This is a genomic window from Sporosarcina quadrami (assembly GCF_014836615.1).
Classification (GTDB): Bacteria; Bacillota; Bacilli; order Bacillales_A; family Planococcaceae; genus Sporosarcina; species Sporosarcina quadrami.
This window is the reverse complement of the sequence record NZ_JACSQN010000001.1, coordinates 224,225-241,541: the sequence shown is the minus strand read 5'-3', so window position 1 is coordinate 241,541 and position 17,317 is coordinate 224,225. Positions and strand designations below refer to the sequence as shown.

Below are 17,317 nucleotides of genomic sequence, written 5' to 3'. Positions count from 1 at the left end.
ACAAGCTGAAAAGCATCATCCTATGGACGATGCTTTCGAATCACTCTTGTTCTATAGTTGTTTCAAAATCAATTCCTGTAACATGAACATTCACTTCTTTTGTGTTAAGAGATGTCATGTTGAAGATTGCTTGTCGGATTTGTTTCTGAATTTCCAAAGCGATAGTTGGAATTGAGTAGCCATACTGCACGACACAAAATACATCGATGACTAGTTTGTCTTCTACCCATTCTGTTTTTACGCCTTTTCCATGAAACACTTTGCCGAATTTCTCAGCTACCCCTGTCGCAAAGTTACCTTGTGTTGTTGCGACACCTTCAACTTCATTTGTCGCAATTCCAATGATGACTTCTAACACTTCAGGTGCCAGCTGAACACGGCCTAACACAGCGTCACCTTTTGAACTCATTCCTGCGAATGAAGGATTTGTTTTGTCAGCCATTCCACTTCTCCTCCTTATTATGGATGATGATGAATGTTACTGATTTACAGCATTACATGACGTCATATTTTTCAAGGAACTTTGTATCAAAATCCCCTGATTTAAATACTTCATGATCCATCAAATTCAGATGGAAAGGAACTGTTGTGTGGACGCCTTCAATGATAAATTCACCAAGCGCTCTTTTCATGCGCGCGACAGCTTCTTCACGCGTGTCTGCATGGACGATAAGCTTAGCGACCATAGAATCATAAAATGGTGGAATCGTGTAGCCTGTGTAAACGGCTGAGTCTACCCTAACTCCAAATCCGCCTGGTGGCATGTACATTGTCACTTCTCCTGGTGAAGGCATGAAGTTTTTGGAAGGATTTTCAGCATTTATACGGCACTCGATTGAGAATCCGTTAATTTTTATATCTTTTTGACGATAAGTCAACTCTTCGCCCGCAGCCACTTTTAATTGTTCCTTAATCAAATCAATTCCAGTAATCATTTCAGTAACAGGATGCTCAACTTGAATTCGCGTGTTCATTTCCATGAAGTAGAATTTTTGGTTGATATGGTCAAAGATGAATTCAACGGTTCCTGCATTTTGATAATTAACCGCCTGTGCAGCTTTGACTGCAGCCTTCCCCATCTCTTCCCGTAATTTGGGCGTAAGAGCTGGGGAAGGTGCCTCCTCAACAAGTTTCTGCATTCTTCTTTGAATCGAACAATCACGCTCTCCAAGATGAATCGTGTTACCGTGTTTATCTGCAATTACTTGAACTTCAACGTGACGGAACACTTCGATAAACTTCTCTAAATAAACGCCAGGATTACCGAATGCAGCAGCAGCTTCTTTTTGGGTAATCTTTATACCTTTAATAAGCTCATCTTCATTCATTGCAACACGGATACCTTTTCCGCCCCCGCCTGCTGTTGCTTTAATAATGACTGGGAATCCAATTTCTTTTGCTACTTTAAGTGCTTCTACTTCATCCGCAACGATACCATCAGAACCCGGTACAATCGGTACACCCGCCTGTCTCATCGTTTCTCTAGCGACATCTTTCGTTCCCATCTTTGAAATCGCTTCAGATGTAGGTCCAATGAATTCGATATTCACTTCTTCACATAGCTCAGCAAAACTTGCGTTTTCAGCAAGGAACCCGTATCCGGGATGAATGCCGTCACAGCCTGTTAGCTTAGCAACACTAATTATATTAGAAAAATTTAAATAGCTGTCTCGAGATAATTTCGGTCCGATGCAATACGCCTCATCAGCGAGTTCAACATGTAGTGCTTCACGATCCGCTTCAGAGTAAATCGCTACCGTTTCAATATCCATTTCTTTACATGCTCGAATAATCCGAACGGCAATTTCGCCTCTATTTGCTATTAATATTTTCTTCATCTTTTCATTCCTCCTCAATTCTGTTTGACGAGGAAGAGAGGTTGTCCATATTCAACCAATTGACCGTCTTCCACGAGGATCTCCACAATCTCGCCAGATACTTCCGCTTCGATCTCGTTGAATAGTTTCATTGCCTCAACGATACAAACGATTGCATCTGGTTTTACGGAATCGCCTTTTTGTACATAGGCAGGTGAATCCGGTGATGAAGATTTATAGAAAGTACCGACCATTGGTGAGGTGATTTTATGCAATGATGAATCTTCTGTAGTAGCTGGAGCGCTTGTTGACGACTCTTGAGACTCTTCAACAGCTGCTTTTACAGGTTCTTCTCTTTTCACTTCTTGTTGCACTGGAGTTGCTTGTTGAGCGGGTTCTTCATTTTTTGGTTCTGTTTGGTGAAGAGTAGGTGATGTATTGCTCTTTTTTTCCAATTTTATTTTCGTACCTTCTGATTCAAAAGAAAACTTTTCAATAGATGATTGATCGATTAATTTAATGATTTCACGGATTTCTTGAATTTTTAACATTGTCTATTCTCCTGACTCAATATTATTTACGTACTTCATTCCTATTTTAGACGTTTTCCGTCCATATTGAAACAAATATAGTGGATTTAGTGTAAATAACAAGTGAATACAAAGAAAAAGACCCATAATGGGCCTTGATTTTACTTGATTTATTCCATGAAGACAACTTGTACAGTACGCGCATCTTCCCAGCTCGTCATTACAAATTGGGTAATCTCCGCTGCCATCTTCGAAGAATGACCACCGTCATCAGAAATAACTGTAATCGTCACTTTCCCGCTATCTTTTCTTACAAAAGCTTCCGGATAGCCTAAATTTCTGATTTGCATTTCCATTAAAGTTTCTGCGGAGTCGCGTTTTATGAGTTCATCAATTTCATCATATGCCGCATTTTTTTCTTCCGCCGTCGAATCTGCAGATAAGATTTTAGTAGTAAGCTGATCTTTCAAATTACTACGCTCATTTTGTACTTCCATTCTCATTTCCTCAAATTTCATGGAATCTGCATAGACTGTCTGTTTCGCGCTATCTGAATCTCCTTGTTTCGTAACTGTCAATTTATCGGGCTCACCGAAAATCGCCATTCCATCTAACTCCATTGGTGCTTCTTTTTTTAAATAATAAATTGAAATTACCGCTACAAGACTAAGTAATGTCAAGAACCACACTGTCCGTTTGTTCGCTTTCATTAAGTATCCCCCTAATTTCGCATTTTTTCAATGACAATCCGATGTTCTGGTAATTGAAGAACTGCAGATAAGATCCGTTTTAGTTCAATTTTAGTCCTGGGGTTATCTGCTCCTTCCGCTACGACCAATATGCCTTGCAGTGGATTTTTTTTACCTGTGGATCCGCCACTGATTGAAAAATAATTAGCAAGCGGGCTTTCCGCTTCAACTTGATCATAATGAAAGTAGATCACTACCTCCCCGATCCCTTCGATCTTCATCAACGTAGCTTCAAGTGTGGCTACATTCCGGCTCTCTTCTCCGTTTTTCTTCTCCCCTCCATTCGAACCCAAAGCCGTATTGATGAAAATGATGAAAATCGCAAGAGCTGTACCGATGAATAGAATATGAAGCTTCTTTTTTGGTTTTTGCATATGATCACCATTTCACCCCTTCGAGCCTGATTTGGTTCGCGTCATCTATGATGCATAATATGCTTGTTCAAAAGAGGCTATGACCAAAAATTCTTGTTATGGAATGAATAATCCAAATTCCCATCGCAATTTTCAGTAATGGTATGAACTCACCTTCCAGTTCATCCGGCAGAAGCAGCGTCAAAATTGTAGACATGACTGTCAAAAGCAAAACACCAGTCAAAAACTCCAACAATTCTTTTCCTCATTTCACTGCTGTAATCAATTTAATAAGAATGACAGTAAATAGTGCTGTGTAGATGAAGGCAAATGCAACAAGAAAAGACACTGCACAAAGGACAAATAGCGTCTTCCCTATATCATCCAATACTCCAGTAATTTCTTCATTTGCAAACGGTTCAATTAAAGCAGCTGTCCATCGGTACAAAAAGCCGGTTAACAATGTCTTAATCGTCGGTAAGAGGGCGACTGTCCAAATCGTCATAATGAGCCACGCGCCAACGAATACACTTGCCCCCGAGGAATACCTGCCGATCGCTCCCATACTATCTGTTATGAACGATCCGATAATCGGTATGTTTTGACTAATGAGCTCTTTAATGGGCTCGCTCGTAACTCCGCTCAACGCCCAGGAGATAGTGCCCCCTGCAGTAATGAAAATCGAGTAAGCCGCGACTAATGCCGAAACGATTCCTAGTAAGGTTGTTCGTAGCAAGTCCGCCATTTTGGAAAAAGAAACGGATGGAAATAATCTTGAGATGATATCAAATAAAATTGCCGCTGCGAGCATTGGAATTAATACTTTATCTGCAAGGAGTACGGCTCCATTTGCAAACAACAGCATAGCGGGTTGAAAATTCAACATAGTGAAAGAGCCACCGGAAGCAATAATGCTTGCTGTCAATAACGGATAAATTGAAATGAAAATCGTAGAAATCGTTTGAGTGATAGACCTTATCATTTCAAGATGTTCAAAGGCAGGTTGAAGAACGACGGTTAGAACGATAAAGAACAAAAATATTCTCGTCCACTTTTTAAAAGCCGGAAAAAGAAAATCAACAACAAGCACCATGAATGATGAAATGATAACTACAATGAAACTCGATAGGACTGTCCCAAGTACAGATTCAAGCATGGATATCATAATTTCTTCATCCGATCATTTAATGATTAGTCTGGATAATGTTCCGATTATCTGTGAAAAATGAGGAAGCCACATCATTATAATAGCGATTTTAACTGCCACTTTTGCAATTTCACCAATTGATCCGTATCCAGCTTCACTTATGTGATTAATAATTAGTTCCGAGAAGTAAAACAAGATTACACTTCCGATGATCAGCTTCGCAAAAGGGCTTGGCAAATGTTCAAATAGATCGATGAATGTTCTTCCAAACGGAATAATAATCATCATTGACACGTAAGACAGAAAGATGAAAAATAAGGCTGCATAGATGATAGGTTGTAAACTTTTGGAAGCGAAAGTTACTACTAGCAACAGAAGATAGATGACAATGAGTTGAAAAACTGTTGCCATCAAAATGCCAGAGATAGCCATTGGAAAAACTCAGCGATTTCCGAAAAGAAAATCCTTAAAAAGCGGAGCATTTCTGCAGCTATGTAAATATAGGCCACGAAGAAGAGAAAGAAAGAGAACTCTTTCTTACCGGTCTGTTCAAAGAAAACATGCAAAAAACCTAACACTAAGCCAATACCGGCAATTCGCAATAAATCATTCAATTCCACTTCGGGTTTCCCCCTTCATGTAATAACTTATGATGCGTCCATTAGAAATATGAGAAGAATTTTTAAGAACAAAAAAACTCCACCATAACCATAGTAGGTTAGGATGGAGTTTATCGTTTGTCTATTAGGCTCTTGAAACGTATTCGCCTTCATCAGTATTAATGATCAGTTTATCACCAATATTTACGAAGAATGGAACTTGGACGACAAGACCCGTTTCCAATGTTGCAGGCTTAGATCCACCACTTGCAGTATCGCCTTTTATGCCCGGCTCTGTTGCAGAAACTTCTAAAATGACCGTAGATGGCAATTCAACACCTAAAATTTCGTCTTTATAAGAAACAACATGCACTTCCATGTTCTCTCTTAAGTAGTTTAATTCCTCTTCGATTTGTTTTGATGGCAATTCTATCTGTTCGTATGATTCATTGTCCATGAAAACATGCTCGTCTCCGTTTGCATAAAGATATTGCATGCGTCGATTGTCAATTTGTGCCTTTTGAACTTTCTCTCCTGCACGGAACGTCTTTTCATTTACGTTTCCTGAGCGTAGGTTACGTAGTTTTGAACGGACAAAAGCAGCGCCCTTACCCGGTTTAACGTGTTGGAAATCCATGACGCGCCAAATGTCGCCGTCCACTTCTATTGTAAGACCTGTTTTAAATTCGTTAACTGAAATCATTCGTGTTCCTCCATTATGTTCATTATAAGATAATAAGTTCTTTTGGTGAATGCGTCAGACGGTAATTGCCGTCTTTAGTAATGATGATGTCGTCTTCGATACGAACACCACCGATTCCTGGAAGATAAATGCCCGGCTCGACTGTAACTGCCATATTAGGCTCAAGTTTAGTTTCAGAACGGAATGATAATGCCGGACTTTCATGCACTTCCAAGCCGATACCGTGTCCAGTAGAATGCCCGAACGCTTCTCCATATCCTTTGGACTTAATATGATCGCGCGCGATTGCGTCAGCCTCTATCCCTGTCATACCCGATTTAATCTGTTCCAAAGCAAGTTCCTGAGCAAAACGTGTTACTTCGTAAATTTCTTTCAATTTCTCTGAAACTTCTCCAACTGCCACTGTACGCGTGATGTCAGAAATATATCCATTGTAAAGTGCACCGAAGTCAAGGGTCACTAGTTCCCCTGATTGAATCACTTTGTCAGATGCTACGCCGTGCGGCAATGCACCTCTTTCACCTGAAGCGACGATAATATCGAATGACGAGGAAGTAGCACCCTCGTTTCGCATAAACATTTCGAGTTCGTTTGATACTTGTAGTTCAGTAACACCCGGTTTAATAAATGTGCAAATATGAGCAAATGCATCATCAGCAATTTTAGCCGCTTGTTTAAGCACTTCAATTTCATCTTCAGTTTTCACAAGACGCAATTTCTCTACAATCCCTGAAACTGGAATGAGTTCTGCGTCGACTTTTTCATCATACATTTCAAACATACCATATGATAAATCATCTTTTTCAAAACCTAGCTTTTTTATCCCCATATCTTTTACTTGAGCTGCAACCTCTTCGATAATCGTCTTTTCGTGTTTAACAATGCGGAAATCTTTCACTTGAACAGCTGCCTGCTCAGTATATCTGAAATCCGTAATGAATACAGCATCATCAGCAGAGACGATTGCTACACCAGCACTACCGGTAAATCCAGTAATATATCGCCGATTATAAGAATTAGTGACTAGAAGAGCATCTATCCCTTTCTCTTTAAGCATTTCACGTAATTTTACAAGTTTCATAACTCTACCCCATTTCTGCGGAGAAGGAATGCTTGGAGTGCTAGCTCATACCCATTTGTTCCAAAACCCGCTAATTGCCCAATGCACACCGGAGCAATGACAGAAGTATGCCTGAAAGGTTCACGACTATGTATATTGGAAATATGGATTTCAATCACAGGCACGTCAACAGATGCAATTGCATCGCGTAATGCTATGCTCGTATGCGTAAATGCACCCGGATTGAAGATGATACCATCCATGTCGCTATCTTGAGCTTCGTGGATTTTATCAATCAAATAGCCTTCAACATTCGACTGATAAAATGATATATCTACAAAATGTTCTTTCGACACTTTAATTAGTCTGTTTTCAACATCCTGTAGAGTTTCAGCACCATAGATTCCTGGTTCCCTTTTCCCTAATCTGTTCAAATTCGGTCCATTCAGAACGAGCACTTTCACAGCCACACCATTCCCCTCACCATTTTCTTTCTCATTTTATCATATCGTTCCATAGTCGCAACCTATTTATATGTCTTAACTGAAAGATTTCTTCATATAGACGGCCGTTCCTGTCACAAATCTGCTGACGATGGCCAATATTGAGAAGAATGGAATGGATAGGGATTTAATCCCTTCGGTAAATGAATTCGGCAAAAAAATGGTCCATTCAATTGCCACTGCTACAATTATACTCATAGCTAAAGCCATAACGGAAGGCGGGACACGGTTAGCAAAATGGGATATTCCATAAAGTAGCATATATGCTAACAAAATTACAACGAAAAGAATGACCCACTTCCACCATTCATGGGAGGAGCCAAATAGCAACCATCTTTTCCCCCAGCCAACTGGAGACCATTTTATAAAATTGAAAAAATAAAGTGCTTTTAATGAAATTAATGTAAAAATTGCTGCAACAATAGACGTCCAAAAAATCGTTCGTATAAACATAATAATCCCTCCTGACGACAGTGTCGGGAATGGATGATTTTTTTAAACCTTTTTAATGGTGAAGTATTAGGTTTTTTTGTACACTGTTAAGATAGGATATTTGTTATACTGATAGAAAGAGAATATATTTTCGAAAAAGTTACTATTCATTTGAAAAAGAGAAGGTGTTGACGTAGACATGAGTAAAAAACAACAACCGCCCACTTATGGCGGTCAAGCTTTAATAGAGGGTGTCATGTTTGGAAGCAAAAATCATACAGTTACAGCGATTAGACGGAAAGATGATTCACTCGACTATTTCTACGTACCTAAAGAACAGAAGCCGTTATCCGCTAAACTGAAAAGAATTCCATTTATACGTGGAATTGTCGCTCTTGTGGAATCAGCAGGAATCGGGTCTCGTCATCTTACGTTCGCAAATGAACGCTATGATGTAATGCCCGGTGAAGAAGTCGAACCTACTGAAGAAGAGACATCGAAGCTCGGAATGATCATAGGAGTAGCAGCGATCGGGGTTCTATCTTTCCTTTTCGGTAAATTTGTCTTTACGCTAGTTCCTGTTTTCCTGGCACAAATGCTGGAATTCATGGCACCGGGAAAGACCGCTCAAATCCTTTTGGAAAGTTTCTTCAAACTTGCATTGCTGCTCATCTATATTTCACTTATCTCGATGACTCCACTTATCAAGCGGGTATTCAAGTATCATGGTGCTGAGCATAAAGTGATTAATACGTATGAGAACGGTTTACCTTTGACTGTGGAAAATGTCCAATCACAATCTCGTCTTCATTACAGATGCGGAAGTAGTTTCCTTCTGTTCACTGTAATTGTCGGCATGTTCATCTACTTCTTTGTACCATACGATCCGTTCTGGTTGCGCATCGTGAACAGAATTCTATTGATACCTGTCGTTATTGGTGTTTCATTCGAAGTTTTGCAGTTCACGAACAGCCTACGCAACATTCCTGTATTGAAATATCTTGGATACCCTGGACTATGGCTTCAGTTGTTAACGACAAAAGAACCTGAAGATGATCAAGTCGAGGTGGCCATTGCATCTTTCAATAAATTACTGGAAATCGAAGAACGCGGCATCGAGAATGTCGAAATTCTGAAATCGACTGATGGGAAAGAACAGGAAACTACAGTTCCAGTAAATTGATCAACTTTTAAAACGCGCGTCGGCGTGATAATCTCATGCCGACGCGCTTTTTCATTTTACAGACCGCATTTCAATTGTGCGTTACAGTTCGTGCATGTATTACAACCGCCGATTTCTTCAACTGTCCCTTGCCTGCATACCGGGCAAGTGTTTCCGATTTCAGAACCGATTGTGACATTAGTTGAACGCAAGTCTTGAATTGTATTAATCAACACTACTTTCCGCTGTTCGATAACCTCTTCTACCATTTCAGTTTCCATGGTGTTTTCTTCTGCTTTCAACGTCAGCACTTGTGCGTCACGACTACCGTCTACATAAACCGTTCCACCTTTTGCTCCGCCTTTATAAAGACGTTCGTAGACGCTTTCCACCTGTTTCACAGAATAACCCCGTGGTGCATTCACCGTTTTAGATATTGAACTGTCAATCCAGCGCTGGATGATGCATTGCACGTCGGCGTGAGCTTCAGGAGACAGGCTCATGGATGATACAAACCATCCGGGAAGATTGTCAGGATCAGCTTCAGGATGGCGTTGCAAATATTCTTCAACGATGCTTGCTTTCACCTCGATAAACTTACCAAGACGACCGCTGCGATAATAAGAAAAGGAAAAATAAGGTTCTAATCCAGTACTGACTCCTACCATGGTTCCAGTGGACCCTGTTGGCGCAACGGTTAGTAAATGCGAGTTACGGATTCCATGTTGAAGCACGCCTTCACGTATATCTTTAGGCATCTTTTTCATGAATCCTGTGTTGATGTATGCGTTACGCAAAGCTTTTGTCTCTTCGTCCGTCTTACCGATAAGGAATGGGAAACTCCCCTTCTCTTTAGCGATTTCAATCGACTCACGATAGGCAGTCGTGGCAATTGTCTTAAAGACATTTTCAACGAGTTCATTACCTTCAGAGGATCCGTATTCTTTTTCACAATAGATCAGCAAATCGGCAAGACCCATGACGCCTAATCCTACACGTCGTTCACCTAATGCTTGGACTTTATTGTCTTCAAGGAAGTATGGAGTTGCGTCGATGACGTTGTCTTGCATGCGCACACCGACTTGGACCGTGTCAATCAGTTTGTCATAATTAACTTGGTTGGTATCTTTGTTAACCATCTCAGCAAGGTTGACTGCAGCCAAATTACAGACGGAATAGGGAGCAAGTGGTTGTTCCAGTTTGTTATCCTAAAGGCTTTTTATCCCTTAGTTCTTACAGTTCTTCTTCCTGTAAGTTCAGCATACATTTTCACTACATAATCTCTTCATATATTTCAACAATTCTTTTCTTCCTTTATCAATTCCGAAAACCGCTCTGGAGATAACTCTGAAATCTTTTACGTCAAATCGGTAAAGAATTTCTTCTGTCATCGGTTTAATAGTTGAATTAATTTTATTGAAAGGCGTAGAGAGTACTATCTCTTTATTTTCTAATGACCATTGAATCACATATTTTTTGATTTCACTATGAATATTCTTCCTTTTCATAACGTATACATTAGTTGCGTTTTTCATGGCTACTGTACCGGAACATTCTCGACTACAATAAATACGTGTAGAAGTTTGAATCACAGTAAACGTTTTAGTACATAAACTACAAAATCTATTTTCACGAGGGATTTTCATTTTTCCTTTTTGTGATAAACCAGAGTTTCGTAATCCTGCAACCATACGTTTTTTTGCTTCGGTATTGCTATTCCACAACTTTTTTGTATGTTCACCAATTTTTCTCTTAGATTCTTCAGAGTGTTTTAGGCCGTAATGAGGGTTTAGACTTCCTTTTGTCGCTTTATTGATAGTGGTTTTCTCTGAAGTAATCCAATTATTGATTATGAAATTCAATGTCATTGGCATCGAACTGTAATGTCTCAGCAATTCTTCATAAGAGATCAATTCAGTTTTGATTTGGTGATTTTCTTCAATGGTTTTCAATAAATGTAATGCTTTTTCTCTCGCCTTTTTATTTCTGGATTTAATTTCAACTATTTTTTCCAGGTTTCCATATTGATTGTAAAAGAAAAAATCTGGTTTGTAACTTTTACCATCAATATTAAAAACTTGATCTTCGTAACTCCAAGGAATGGAGTAGTGATCCAAATAAACAGCATATGCATATTCATAAGAGCTTCTTAAATAAAAACCCTTATAAAATCCACCGTATCCTCTGTTCATCTATCTTACTCCTTACAAAAATATATTGAAATGTTCATTATAAAGTCATTATTTAGTGTTGCGGTCTCGTGCCTGGATTATAGTCTGTTTCCTAATTACAGAAAACAGGATCACCAGGTATGCGTTGCCCCTGGCTGAAGCTTTACCTTCAGCCTTCGGTTCGGATTGGCTTCTCAGCTTTCCCGCTTCATCCCGCAATTTTTAACGTGAGGCGAAGTCCACCACACGGGTTTGTAGCTACGACTTGCTGACCGTAAGCTTTTGCATTCGTTTCGTTATTGGCATTATCAATAAAGAATATTCCCGGTTCTGCAGAATAGGTCGCACAAATATTGATAAGATCCCATAATGCACGTGCTTTGATCGTACGGTATACCCGTACTTCACGACCAAGTCGTTCCCATTCACGGACATCTCCGATTTTATGCCATTGTTCATTATAAGCTATCATCTCGTCGGCAGAATACGACTCAACTGCCGGGAAACGCAATTGGTGTTCTCCATCCTGTTCAACCGCTTTCATAAAATCATCTGTCAACGTAATGGAAATATTAGCGCCGGTCAAAAACTCCGGATTATGAACAGAGTAAGTTCCACCATCATTGAGCTTCGTTTCTGCATCGCGCATGATCGCTTCACTAAAACCACCCATACCCGCGATTGTACGATAGTTTAATATTCCTTGGTACATTGCTTCTTCTTGAGGAGTAAGCGGCTTGAAATTCAGTTTTTCATTTACCAGTTTTTTGATCATCTCGTCTTCTGTATTCTCAATAAGATAACGAAGAATCCGGGGATTCCGCATCTTGGAGATGATGAATTCATAAATGTCAGGGTGCCAGTCCGCCAACATAATCATTTGAGCGCCGCGGCGACTTCCACCTTGTTCAACAAGATGAGTTAATTTCGCAATGTCATCCAGCCAAGACACTGATCCTGATGATTTGCCGTTCACTCCGCGTGCTAACGTGTTCCTTGGTCTAAGAGTTGAACCATTTGTTCCTACGCCGCCACCACGGCTCATGATCTCCATCACTTGCTTGCGATGATCGGAAATCCCTTCGCGTGAATCGGCTATGAACGGCATGACGTAACAATTGAAAAATGTCACTTCTGTTTCTGATCCAGCTCCGTATAATACTCTGCCTGCAGGTATGAAATTCAACTTGGACAGCTGATCGTAAAAGCGATCAAATGACACTTTGCGCTGTTCGTCGGTTGTTTCAACAGCAGACAAGCCCGTAGCATTCCTTTTGGCAATCTGCTCATAGAACACTTCAAGAGGCTTCTCAATCACTTCAAGGGGACGCGTAATGATGCCTTTTTCCTGCTCGTCAGGACTATCAAGGGACGATCGATATTCCTGTTCAATCCATATTTCCGCAAATCCTTCTTCTTTGTTCAACGACTGGATAAAGCCTAATCCACGTGCAGGGAACTTCGGATCTTCTTTCACTGTCAGAACGACAAAATCGCCAACTTTCAACGTCTTTTTTTCAGTATCTTTGAAAGAATACCGATCAATCATAACGAGACGCGATACACCATGATGAACAATTTTCATGTCCTCTGTAATGGGATGGACTTGTGGAAAGTGGGTAATATCCCCATTTAGTTGTTGCTTGTCCAATAACGGTGTCTGTTCATTTGAATAAAGAACCATTCTAGCTACCTCCTATAAACTAACTCTCAAAAACACAACATATTGTATTATTAACAATAAGATTATACTATATGTTGATTGACGATACAATACTCTTTCACTGCATATGATTATCCAAACAGTATGAATCCAGCGATTTCACTTAAAGATTAGACAAAAGTTTCATGAATTACTTTCTGTAAGTCCACTCGTCATTAGCATATTTCTTCCGTTCGATATCCTTTACGAAAAGTTCCTGATCAGCTGTCAGTTCGAAAGGTTTAAGCTGTATACACAGCGCTTCTTGGAATCCACGAGAAAACGCATCTACACATTCTTCTATTGAAATATCTCGATCAGTCAGTCTATTGATGGCGACTGCTTTTTCAGGAAGACTCTTTCTCATGCGTTCCTTACTTTCTTCTGAATCGAATTTGAACAGCGACACCAGCTTATCCTCATCAAGACCTAGTAAGATTGCTCCATGCTGTAAAATTACACCTTTTTGTCTTGTTTGCGCACTTCCAGCAACCTTTTTACCTTCTACAACTAGTTCATACCAACTTGGAGCATCGAAACACACTGCACTTTTGGGCTTTTTCAACCCGTCATTCTGCTCAACTGTAACCGGTATTGAAAACTCTGCTTGTAAACCAAGATTTTTGAAGCCTTCGAGAAGGCCGCCCGATATGACTCGATAGGCCTCTGTGACGGTTTCGGGCATATCAGGATACTCCTCAGTAACGATGACGCTATATGTAAGCTCGTGTTCATGCAATACGCCTCTTCCCCCTGTAGGACGACGTACAAATCCTAATCCGTTCTCTCTTACAGCATCGAGATCGATTTCTTTGTATACACGTTGAAAATAACCGATCGATAAAGTAGCAGGCTCCCATTCATAAAATCGGAGTACTGGACCTATTTCTCCTTTGCTATGCCATTCCAATAGCGCTTCATCAAGAGCCATATTATAAGATGGAGAACATTTCCCCGAGTTGATGAATAACCATTCCGTTTTCGCCATGTAATTGCCCCCTTTTTTACTACACAATGCTTTTCATTTTATCATTCCCATTGAACTAGTGCTACTCATTCTTTATAATGAAAGTATAGAAAGAAAGGGGAAAGTGTTTGTGAATACTAATTGGTATATTCTTGGAGCCATCGCAATCGTTGTCATTGTGTATTTTGTCGTAACGATGCTGCGTCTCCGTAAAGCTGTAAGCAATTTAACACAAGAGCAATTTATCGAAGGGTACCGTAAAGCGCAACTAATAGACGTACGGGAACCAAAAGATTTTGATGCGGGGCATATTTTGGGGGCGCGTAACATTCCTTACTCTCAATTCCGTCAGCGGTATAAAGAAATACGCCCGGACAAGCCTGTTTATTTATACGATCAGAATACAGGGAAAAGTTCAAGATCTGCGTTGTTCCTTAAGAAAAAAAATTACACACAATTGTATCAGCTCCAAGGCGGTTTCCGCACGTGGACAGGTAAAGTGAAAAGTAAATAAGTTTCTATTTAACGCATAGATTTAAAAAGGAGAAGCCCAATTAGGGCCTCTCCTTTTTGATGTTTATAAATTAAACATTTACAAGCTCTTGTTCTTTTGTATAACGCAAAACAGGATGACGGGCAGCCTTTGTTTCATCCAGACGATTGATGACCGTCGTATGTGGCGCTTCCTGAACAATTTCAGGATTCTCTTCAACTTCTTTTGCAATTTGAATCATTGCATCGATGAAGGAATCTAGCGTTTCCTTGGATTCTGTTTCTGTCGGCTCAATCATCATTCCCTCTTCAACGTTCAAAGGGAAGTAAATTGTAGGCGGATGGAATCCGAAGTCAAGCAGTCGTTTAGCCATATCCAATGTACGTACACCTAATTTCTTCTGGCGTCTGCCTGAAAGGACGAACTCGTGCTTACAGTGTTGCGTGTATGGAAGATCGAAATACGGCTCGAGTCTACGCATCATATAGTTCGCATTTAATACAGCATATTCCGTGACCGCTTTTAGGCCGTCAGGACCCATTGAACGAATATATGTGTAAGCACGCAAGTAAATACCGAAGTTTCCGTAGAAAGGTTTCACACGACCAATGGATTGCGGACGGTCATATTCAAATGTGAATGTGTCGCCTTTTTTAACTAGCACAGGTTTCGGTAAAAACGGAGCCAACTCGCTCGTTACACCGACTGGTCCTGAACCAGGTCCTCCACCACCATGGGGGCCAGTGAACGTTTTGTGCAAATTTAAGTGAACTGCATCAAAGCCCATGTCACCAGGTCTAGCTTTAGATAAAACAGCATTCAAGTTTGCACCATCATAATATAATTTACCGCCGACACCATGGACGATTGCTGCCATTTCAAGAATATCTTCTTCGAATAATCCAAGTGTATTCGGGTTTGTCAGCATCAAAGCTGCTGTATCCGGTCCGACTTTAGATCGTAAGTCTTCGATATCGACAAGCCCTTGATCATTCGATTTGACGGTTACTGTATCAAAACCTGCTACAGTTGCTGATGCAGGGTTTGTACCATGCGCAGAGTCCGGTACAAGAACTTTCGTACGGTTCGATTCTCCATTTGATTCATGGAATGCACGAATCATCATAAGTGCCGTCCATTCGCCGTGTGCGCCGGCAGCAGGTTGAAGTGTCACTTCGGGCATACCTGTAATTTCAGCCAGATGTTGTTGCAAGTCGTACATGATTTCCATCGCACCTTGCACGGTAGATTCATCTTGCAATGGGTGAATATTTGCAAAGCCAGCATAACGCGCAACTGCTTCGTTAATCTTAGGATTGTATTTCATCGTACAAGACCCAAGTGGATAAAAACCTGTATCCACGCCGTGGTTACGATTAGACAAAGCAGTATAATGACGCATAATATCAAGCTCTGAAACTTCAGGAAGTTCAGGACTTTCCTGACGTTCAAAACCGCTAGGCAAATGGCTGGATAAGTCGACTTCAGGCACGTCTAATTCCGATAGGTTATAGCCTACTCGGCCTTCTTTTGTAATTTCAAAAATAAGTGGTTGATTATCTTTATGCATGGGTAGCCTCCATTTCCTGCACAAGTGCATCGATTTCTTCTTTTGTACGTTGTTCAGTAATAGCTAATAAAACATGGTTGGATAGTTCAGGATACGTTAAACCAAGATCATATCCACCGATTATATTTTTCTCAAGAAGCTTAGCATTCACTTCTTTTACAGGCTTCTTCAATTCAACAACAATTTCATTGAAATGCGCATTACCAAACTTTACAGCGAAACCTGCTTTTTCAAGTTCACTTTTTGCATACGCTGTTTTAGCGATATTATGATAGGCAATTTCTTTCACGCCTTTTTTACCGAATGCTGTCATTGCCACAGATGCTGCCAGTGCATTTAGAGCCTGATTCGAACAAATATTAGAGGTTGCTTTATCACGACGGATATGTTGTTCACGCGCTTGTAGTGTCAATACATACCCGCGTCTGCCTTCTTCATCAGTCGTTTCACCGACCAACCTGCCAGGGACTTTACGCATCAGTTTTTTTGTCGTTGCAAAATACCCGCAATGTGGCCCGCCAAATTGCTCGGAGATACCGAACGGCTGAGCATCACCGACTGTAATATCAGCACCTAGTTTCCCAGGTGGCGTCAAAACACCTAACGCAAGTGGATTGGAGGATACTACTAATAATCCGCCATTATCATGCGCAATTTCACCGATTTTCTTAATATCTTCAATTTGACCAAAGAAGTTCGGATATTGTACAAGGATAGCTGCAGTATTATCATCAATAAGTTCTTCAAGTTTAGCCACGTCTGTTACGCCATCTTTTTGTGGAACAGTTACTACATCAATGAATTGTCCTGACGCATAAGCACTTACTACGTCACGTGATTCAGGATGTACGGTTTCAGAGATAAGAATCTTTTTACGTTTCGTATGTCCTGCAGCAAGATTTCCTGCTTCAGCAAGTGCAGTTCCACCATCGTACATTGAAGAGTTTGCAAGATCCATGCCCGTCAATTCGCAGATCATTGTCTGGAATTCGAAGATTGCTTGCAATTCACCTTGAGAAATTTCAGGTTGGTATGGCGTATAAGCCGTGTAAAACTCAGAGCGTGAAATGACATGGTCTACGATAATCGGCTTGTAGTGATCATAGACTCCTGCACCTAGGAAGGATGCATTTGCACTTGAATTCACGTTTTTAGCAGCTATCTGTGCAAGTTCCTTCGTCAAAGCTGACTCCGATTTTGCTTTTTTAATAGCTAATTCACCTTTAAAACGGACTTTTTCAGGAATATCCTCAAATAATTCATCAATTGTCGCAATACCAATCGTCGTTAACATTTCATCACGATCAGATTCCGTCATTGGAATATAACGATGGTTCATGTCAGCATGTCTCCTTTTCA

General features: G+C 40.4%; 19 protein-coding genes and 2 pseudogenes. 2 read left to right on the top strand and 19 right to left on the bottom strand.

Annotation, left to right across the window (positions count from 1 at the left end; all coding sequences use genetic code 11):
* Positions 1-40: 40 nt before the first annotated feature.
* The 13 genes from H9649_RS01250 to H9649_RS01190 all read right to left on the bottom strand — a co-directional run bounded on the left by H9649_RS01250 (position 41) and on the right by H9649_RS01190 (position 7,914).
* Positions 41-442 (bottom strand): Asp23/Gls24 family envelope stress response protein, encoded by a 402-nt coding sequence (locus H9649_RS01250; RefSeq protein WP_191692827.1) that lies wholly within the window; start codon positions 440-442, stop codon positions 41-43.
* 52 nt (positions 443-494) lie between these two features.
* The gene (accC, locus tag H9649_RS01245; RefSeq protein WP_191692826.1) at positions 495-1,838 is read right to left on the bottom strand and encodes an acetyl-CoA carboxylase biotin carboxylase subunit; all 1,344 of its coding nucleotides are present in this window, start codon (positions 1,836-1,838) and stop codon (positions 495-497) included.
* Positions 1,839-1,852: 14 nt separating this feature from the next.
* Positions 1,853-2,368: an acetyl-CoA carboxylase biotin carboxyl carrier protein gene (accB, locus tag H9649_RS01240; RefSeq protein ID WP_191692825.1), complete on the bottom strand. Its 516-nt coding sequence runs from the start codon at positions 2,366-2,368 to the stop codon at positions 1,853-1,855.
* A gap of 149 nt (positions 2,369-2,517) precedes the next feature.
* The gene (locus H9649_RS01235) at positions 2,518-3,057 is read right to left on the bottom strand and encodes a SpoIIIAH-like family protein (RefSeq protein ID WP_191692824.1); all 540 of its coding nucleotides are present in this window, start codon (positions 3,055-3,057) and stop codon (positions 2,518-2,520) included.
* An 11-nt stretch (positions 3,058-3,068) separates the two neighbouring features.
* Positions 3,069-3,470: a hypothetical protein gene (locus tag H9649_RS01230; protein ID WP_191692823.1), complete on the bottom strand. Its 402-nt coding sequence runs from the start codon at positions 3,468-3,470 to the stop codon at positions 3,069-3,071.
* Positions 3,471-3,537: 67 nt separating this feature from the next.
* Complete coding sequence (locus tag H9649_RS01225; protein ID WP_191692822.1) at positions 3,538-3,705, bottom strand: hypothetical protein; 168 nt, start codon at positions 3,703-3,705, stop codon at positions 3,538-3,540.
* 9 nt (positions 3,706-3,714) lie between these two features.
* Positions 3,715-4,614, bottom strand: a complete 900-nt coding sequence (locus tag H9649_RS01220) for a stage III sporulation protein AE (RefSeq protein WP_191692821.1) — start codon at positions 4,612-4,614, stop codon at positions 3,715-3,717.
* A 15-nt stretch (positions 4,615-4,629) separates the two neighbouring features.
* Positions 4,630-5,028 carry a hypothetical protein gene (locus H9649_RS01215; protein ID WP_191692820.1) on the bottom strand — a complete coding sequence of 133 codons (399 nt, stop codon included), beginning with the start codon at positions 5,026-5,028 and terminating at the stop codon, positions 4,630-4,632.
* Positions 5,007-5,216 (bottom strand): SpoIIIAC/SpoIIIAD family protein, encoded by a 210-nt coding sequence (locus H9649_RS01210; protein WP_191692819.1) that lies wholly within the window; start codon positions 5,214-5,216, stop codon positions 5,007-5,009. The genes H9649_RS01215 and H9649_RS01210 overlap by 22 nt, the downstream gene beginning before the upstream one ends.
* A gap of 124 nt (positions 5,217-5,340) precedes the next feature.
* Positions 5,341-5,898, bottom strand: coding sequence for an elongation factor P (gene efp / locus H9649_RS01205; RefSeq protein ID WP_191692818.1), 558 nt, complete (start codon positions 5,896-5,898; stop codon positions 5,341-5,343).
* A gap of 22 nt (positions 5,899-5,920) precedes the next feature.
* Complete coding sequence (locus H9649_RS01200) at positions 5,921-6,979, bottom strand: M24 family metallopeptidase (RefSeq protein ID WP_191692817.1); 1,059 nt, start codon at positions 6,977-6,979, stop codon at positions 5,921-5,923.
* On the bottom strand, positions 6,976-7,422 hold the full coding sequence (gene aroQ, locus H9649_RS01195; protein WP_191692973.1) for a type II 3-dehydroquinate dehydratase: 447 nt from the start codon (positions 7,420-7,422) through the stop codon (positions 6,976-6,978). The genes H9649_RS01200 and aroQ overlap by 4 nt, the downstream gene beginning before the upstream one ends.
* Positions 7,423-7,497: 75 nt before the next feature.
* Positions 7,498-7,914, bottom strand: coding sequence for a hypothetical protein (locus H9649_RS01190; RefSeq protein WP_191692816.1), 417 nt, complete (start codon positions 7,912-7,914; stop codon positions 7,498-7,500).
* A 178-nt stretch (positions 7,915-8,092) separates the two neighbouring features.
* Between H9649_RS01190 and H9649_RS01185 the strand changes: the two genes are divergently transcribed.
* Positions 8,093-9,076 carry a DUF1385 domain-containing protein gene (locus H9649_RS01185; protein WP_191692815.1) on the top strand — a complete coding sequence of 328 codons (984 nt, stop codon included), beginning with the start codon at positions 8,093-8,095 and terminating at the stop codon, positions 9,074-9,076.
* A 56-nt stretch (positions 9,077-9,132) separates the two neighbouring features.
* On the opposite strand, the pseudogene H9649_RS01180 reads toward H9649_RS01185, so the two are convergent.
* The 4 genes and pseudogenes from H9649_RS01180 to H9649_RS01165 form a co-directional block, all read right to left on the bottom strand.
* Positions 9,133-10,251: pseudogene (locus tag H9649_RS01180) on the bottom strand (vitamin B12-dependent ribonucleotide reductase); the annotation flags it as partial.
* A gap of 60 nt (positions 10,252-10,311) precedes the next feature.
* A complete protein-coding gene (locus H9649_RS01175; protein WP_191692814.1) occupies positions 10,312-11,247 on the bottom strand; it encodes an NUMOD3 domain-containing DNA-binding protein in 936 nt (311 codons plus the stop codon).
* A 220-nt stretch (positions 11,248-11,467) separates the two neighbouring features.
* Positions 11,468-12,910 (bottom strand): annotated as a pseudogene (locus tag H9649_RS01170) (vitamin B12-dependent ribonucleotide reductase); the annotation flags it as partial.
* 169 nt (positions 12,911-13,079) lie between these two features.
* On the bottom strand, positions 13,080-13,916 hold the full coding sequence (locus tag H9649_RS01165) for a lipoate--protein ligase family protein (protein WP_191692812.1): 837 nt from the start codon (positions 13,914-13,916) through the stop codon (positions 13,080-13,082).
* A 127-nt stretch (positions 13,917-14,043) separates the two neighbouring features.
* Here H9649_RS01165 and H9649_RS01160 point away from each other — a divergent pair, with 127 nt between their 5' ends.
* Complete coding sequence (locus H9649_RS01160) at positions 14,044-14,409, top strand: rhodanese-like domain-containing protein (protein ID WP_404828693.1); 366 nt, start codon at positions 14,044-14,046, stop codon at positions 14,407-14,409.
* Positions 14,410-14,479: 70 nt separating this feature from the next.
* On the opposite strand, the gene gcvPB is transcribed toward H9649_RS01160, so the two are convergent.
* On the bottom strand, positions 14,480-15,958 hold the full coding sequence (gene gcvPB, locus H9649_RS01155; protein ID WP_191692811.1) for an aminomethyl-transferring glycine dehydrogenase subunit GcvPB: 1,479 nt from the start codon (positions 15,956-15,958) through the stop codon (positions 14,480-14,482).
* Positions 15,951-17,297, bottom strand: a complete 1,347-nt coding sequence (gcvPA, locus tag H9649_RS01150) for an aminomethyl-transferring glycine dehydrogenase subunit GcvPA (protein WP_191692810.1) — start codon at positions 17,295-17,297, stop codon at positions 15,951-15,953. The genes gcvPB and gcvPA overlap by 8 nt, the downstream gene beginning before the upstream one ends.
* Between the last annotated feature and the right edge of the window lie 20 nt (positions 17,298-17,317).

What these genes read in the sequence shown, in the direction of transcription:
- H9649_RS01250 (WP_191692827.1), bottom strand. Translation starts at nt 442, where the DNA reads ATGGCTGACAAAACAAATCCTTCATTCGCAGGAATGAGTTCAAAAGGT.
- accC (WP_191692826.1), bottom strand. Translation starts at nt 1,838, where the DNA reads ATGAAGAAAATATTAATAGCAAATAGAGGCGAAATTGCCGTTCGGATT.
- accB (WP_191692825.1), bottom strand. Translation starts at nt 2,368, where the DNA reads ATGTTAAAAATTCAAGAAATCCGTGAAATCATTAAATTAATCGATCAA.
- H9649_RS01235 (WP_191692824.1), bottom strand. Translation starts at nt 3,057, where the DNA reads ATGAAAGCGAACAAACGGACAGTGTGGTTCTTGACATTACTTAGTCTT.
- H9649_RS01230 (WP_191692823.1), bottom strand. Translation starts at nt 3,470, where the DNA reads ATGCAAAAACCAAAAAAGAAGCTTCATATTCTATTCATCGGTACAGCT.
- H9649_RS01220 (WP_191692821.1), bottom strand. Translation starts at nt 4,614, where the DNA reads ATGATATCCATGCTTGAATCTGTACTTGGGACAGTCCTATCGAGTTTC.
- H9649_RS01215 (WP_191692820.1), bottom strand. Translation starts at nt 5,028, where the DNA reads ATGGCTATCTCTGGCATTTTGATGGCAACAGTTTTTCAACTCATTGTC.
- efp (WP_191692818.1), bottom strand. Translation starts at nt 5,898, where the DNA reads ATGATTTCAGTTAACGAATTTAAAACAGGTCTTACAATAGAAGTGGAC.
- H9649_RS01200 (WP_191692817.1), bottom strand. Translation starts at nt 6,979, where the DNA reads ATGAAACTTGTAAAATTACGTGAAATGCTTAAAGAGAAAGGGATAGAT.
- H9649_RS01190 (WP_191692816.1), bottom strand. Translation starts at nt 7,914, where the DNA reads ATGTTTATACGAACGATTTTTTGGACGTCTATTGTTGCAGCAATTTTT.
- H9649_RS01185 (WP_191692815.1), top strand. Translation starts at nt 8,093, where the DNA reads ATGAGTAAAAAACAACAACCGCCCACTTATGGCGGTCAAGCTTTAATA.
- H9649_RS01175 (WP_191692814.1), bottom strand. Translation starts at nt 11,247, where the DNA reads ATGAACAGAGGATACGGTGGATTTTATAAGGGTTTTTATTTAAGAAGC.
- H9649_RS01165 (WP_191692812.1), bottom strand. Translation starts at nt 13,916, where the DNA reads ATGGCGAAAACGGAATGGTTATTCATCAACTCGGGGAAATGTTCTCCA.
- gcvPB (WP_191692811.1), bottom strand. Translation starts at nt 15,958, where the DNA reads ATGCATAAAGATAATCAACCACTTATTTTTGAAATTACAAAAGAAGGC.
- gcvPA (WP_191692810.1), bottom strand. Translation starts at nt 17,297, where the DNA reads ATGAACCATCGTTATATTCCAATGACGGAATCTGATCGTGATGAAATG.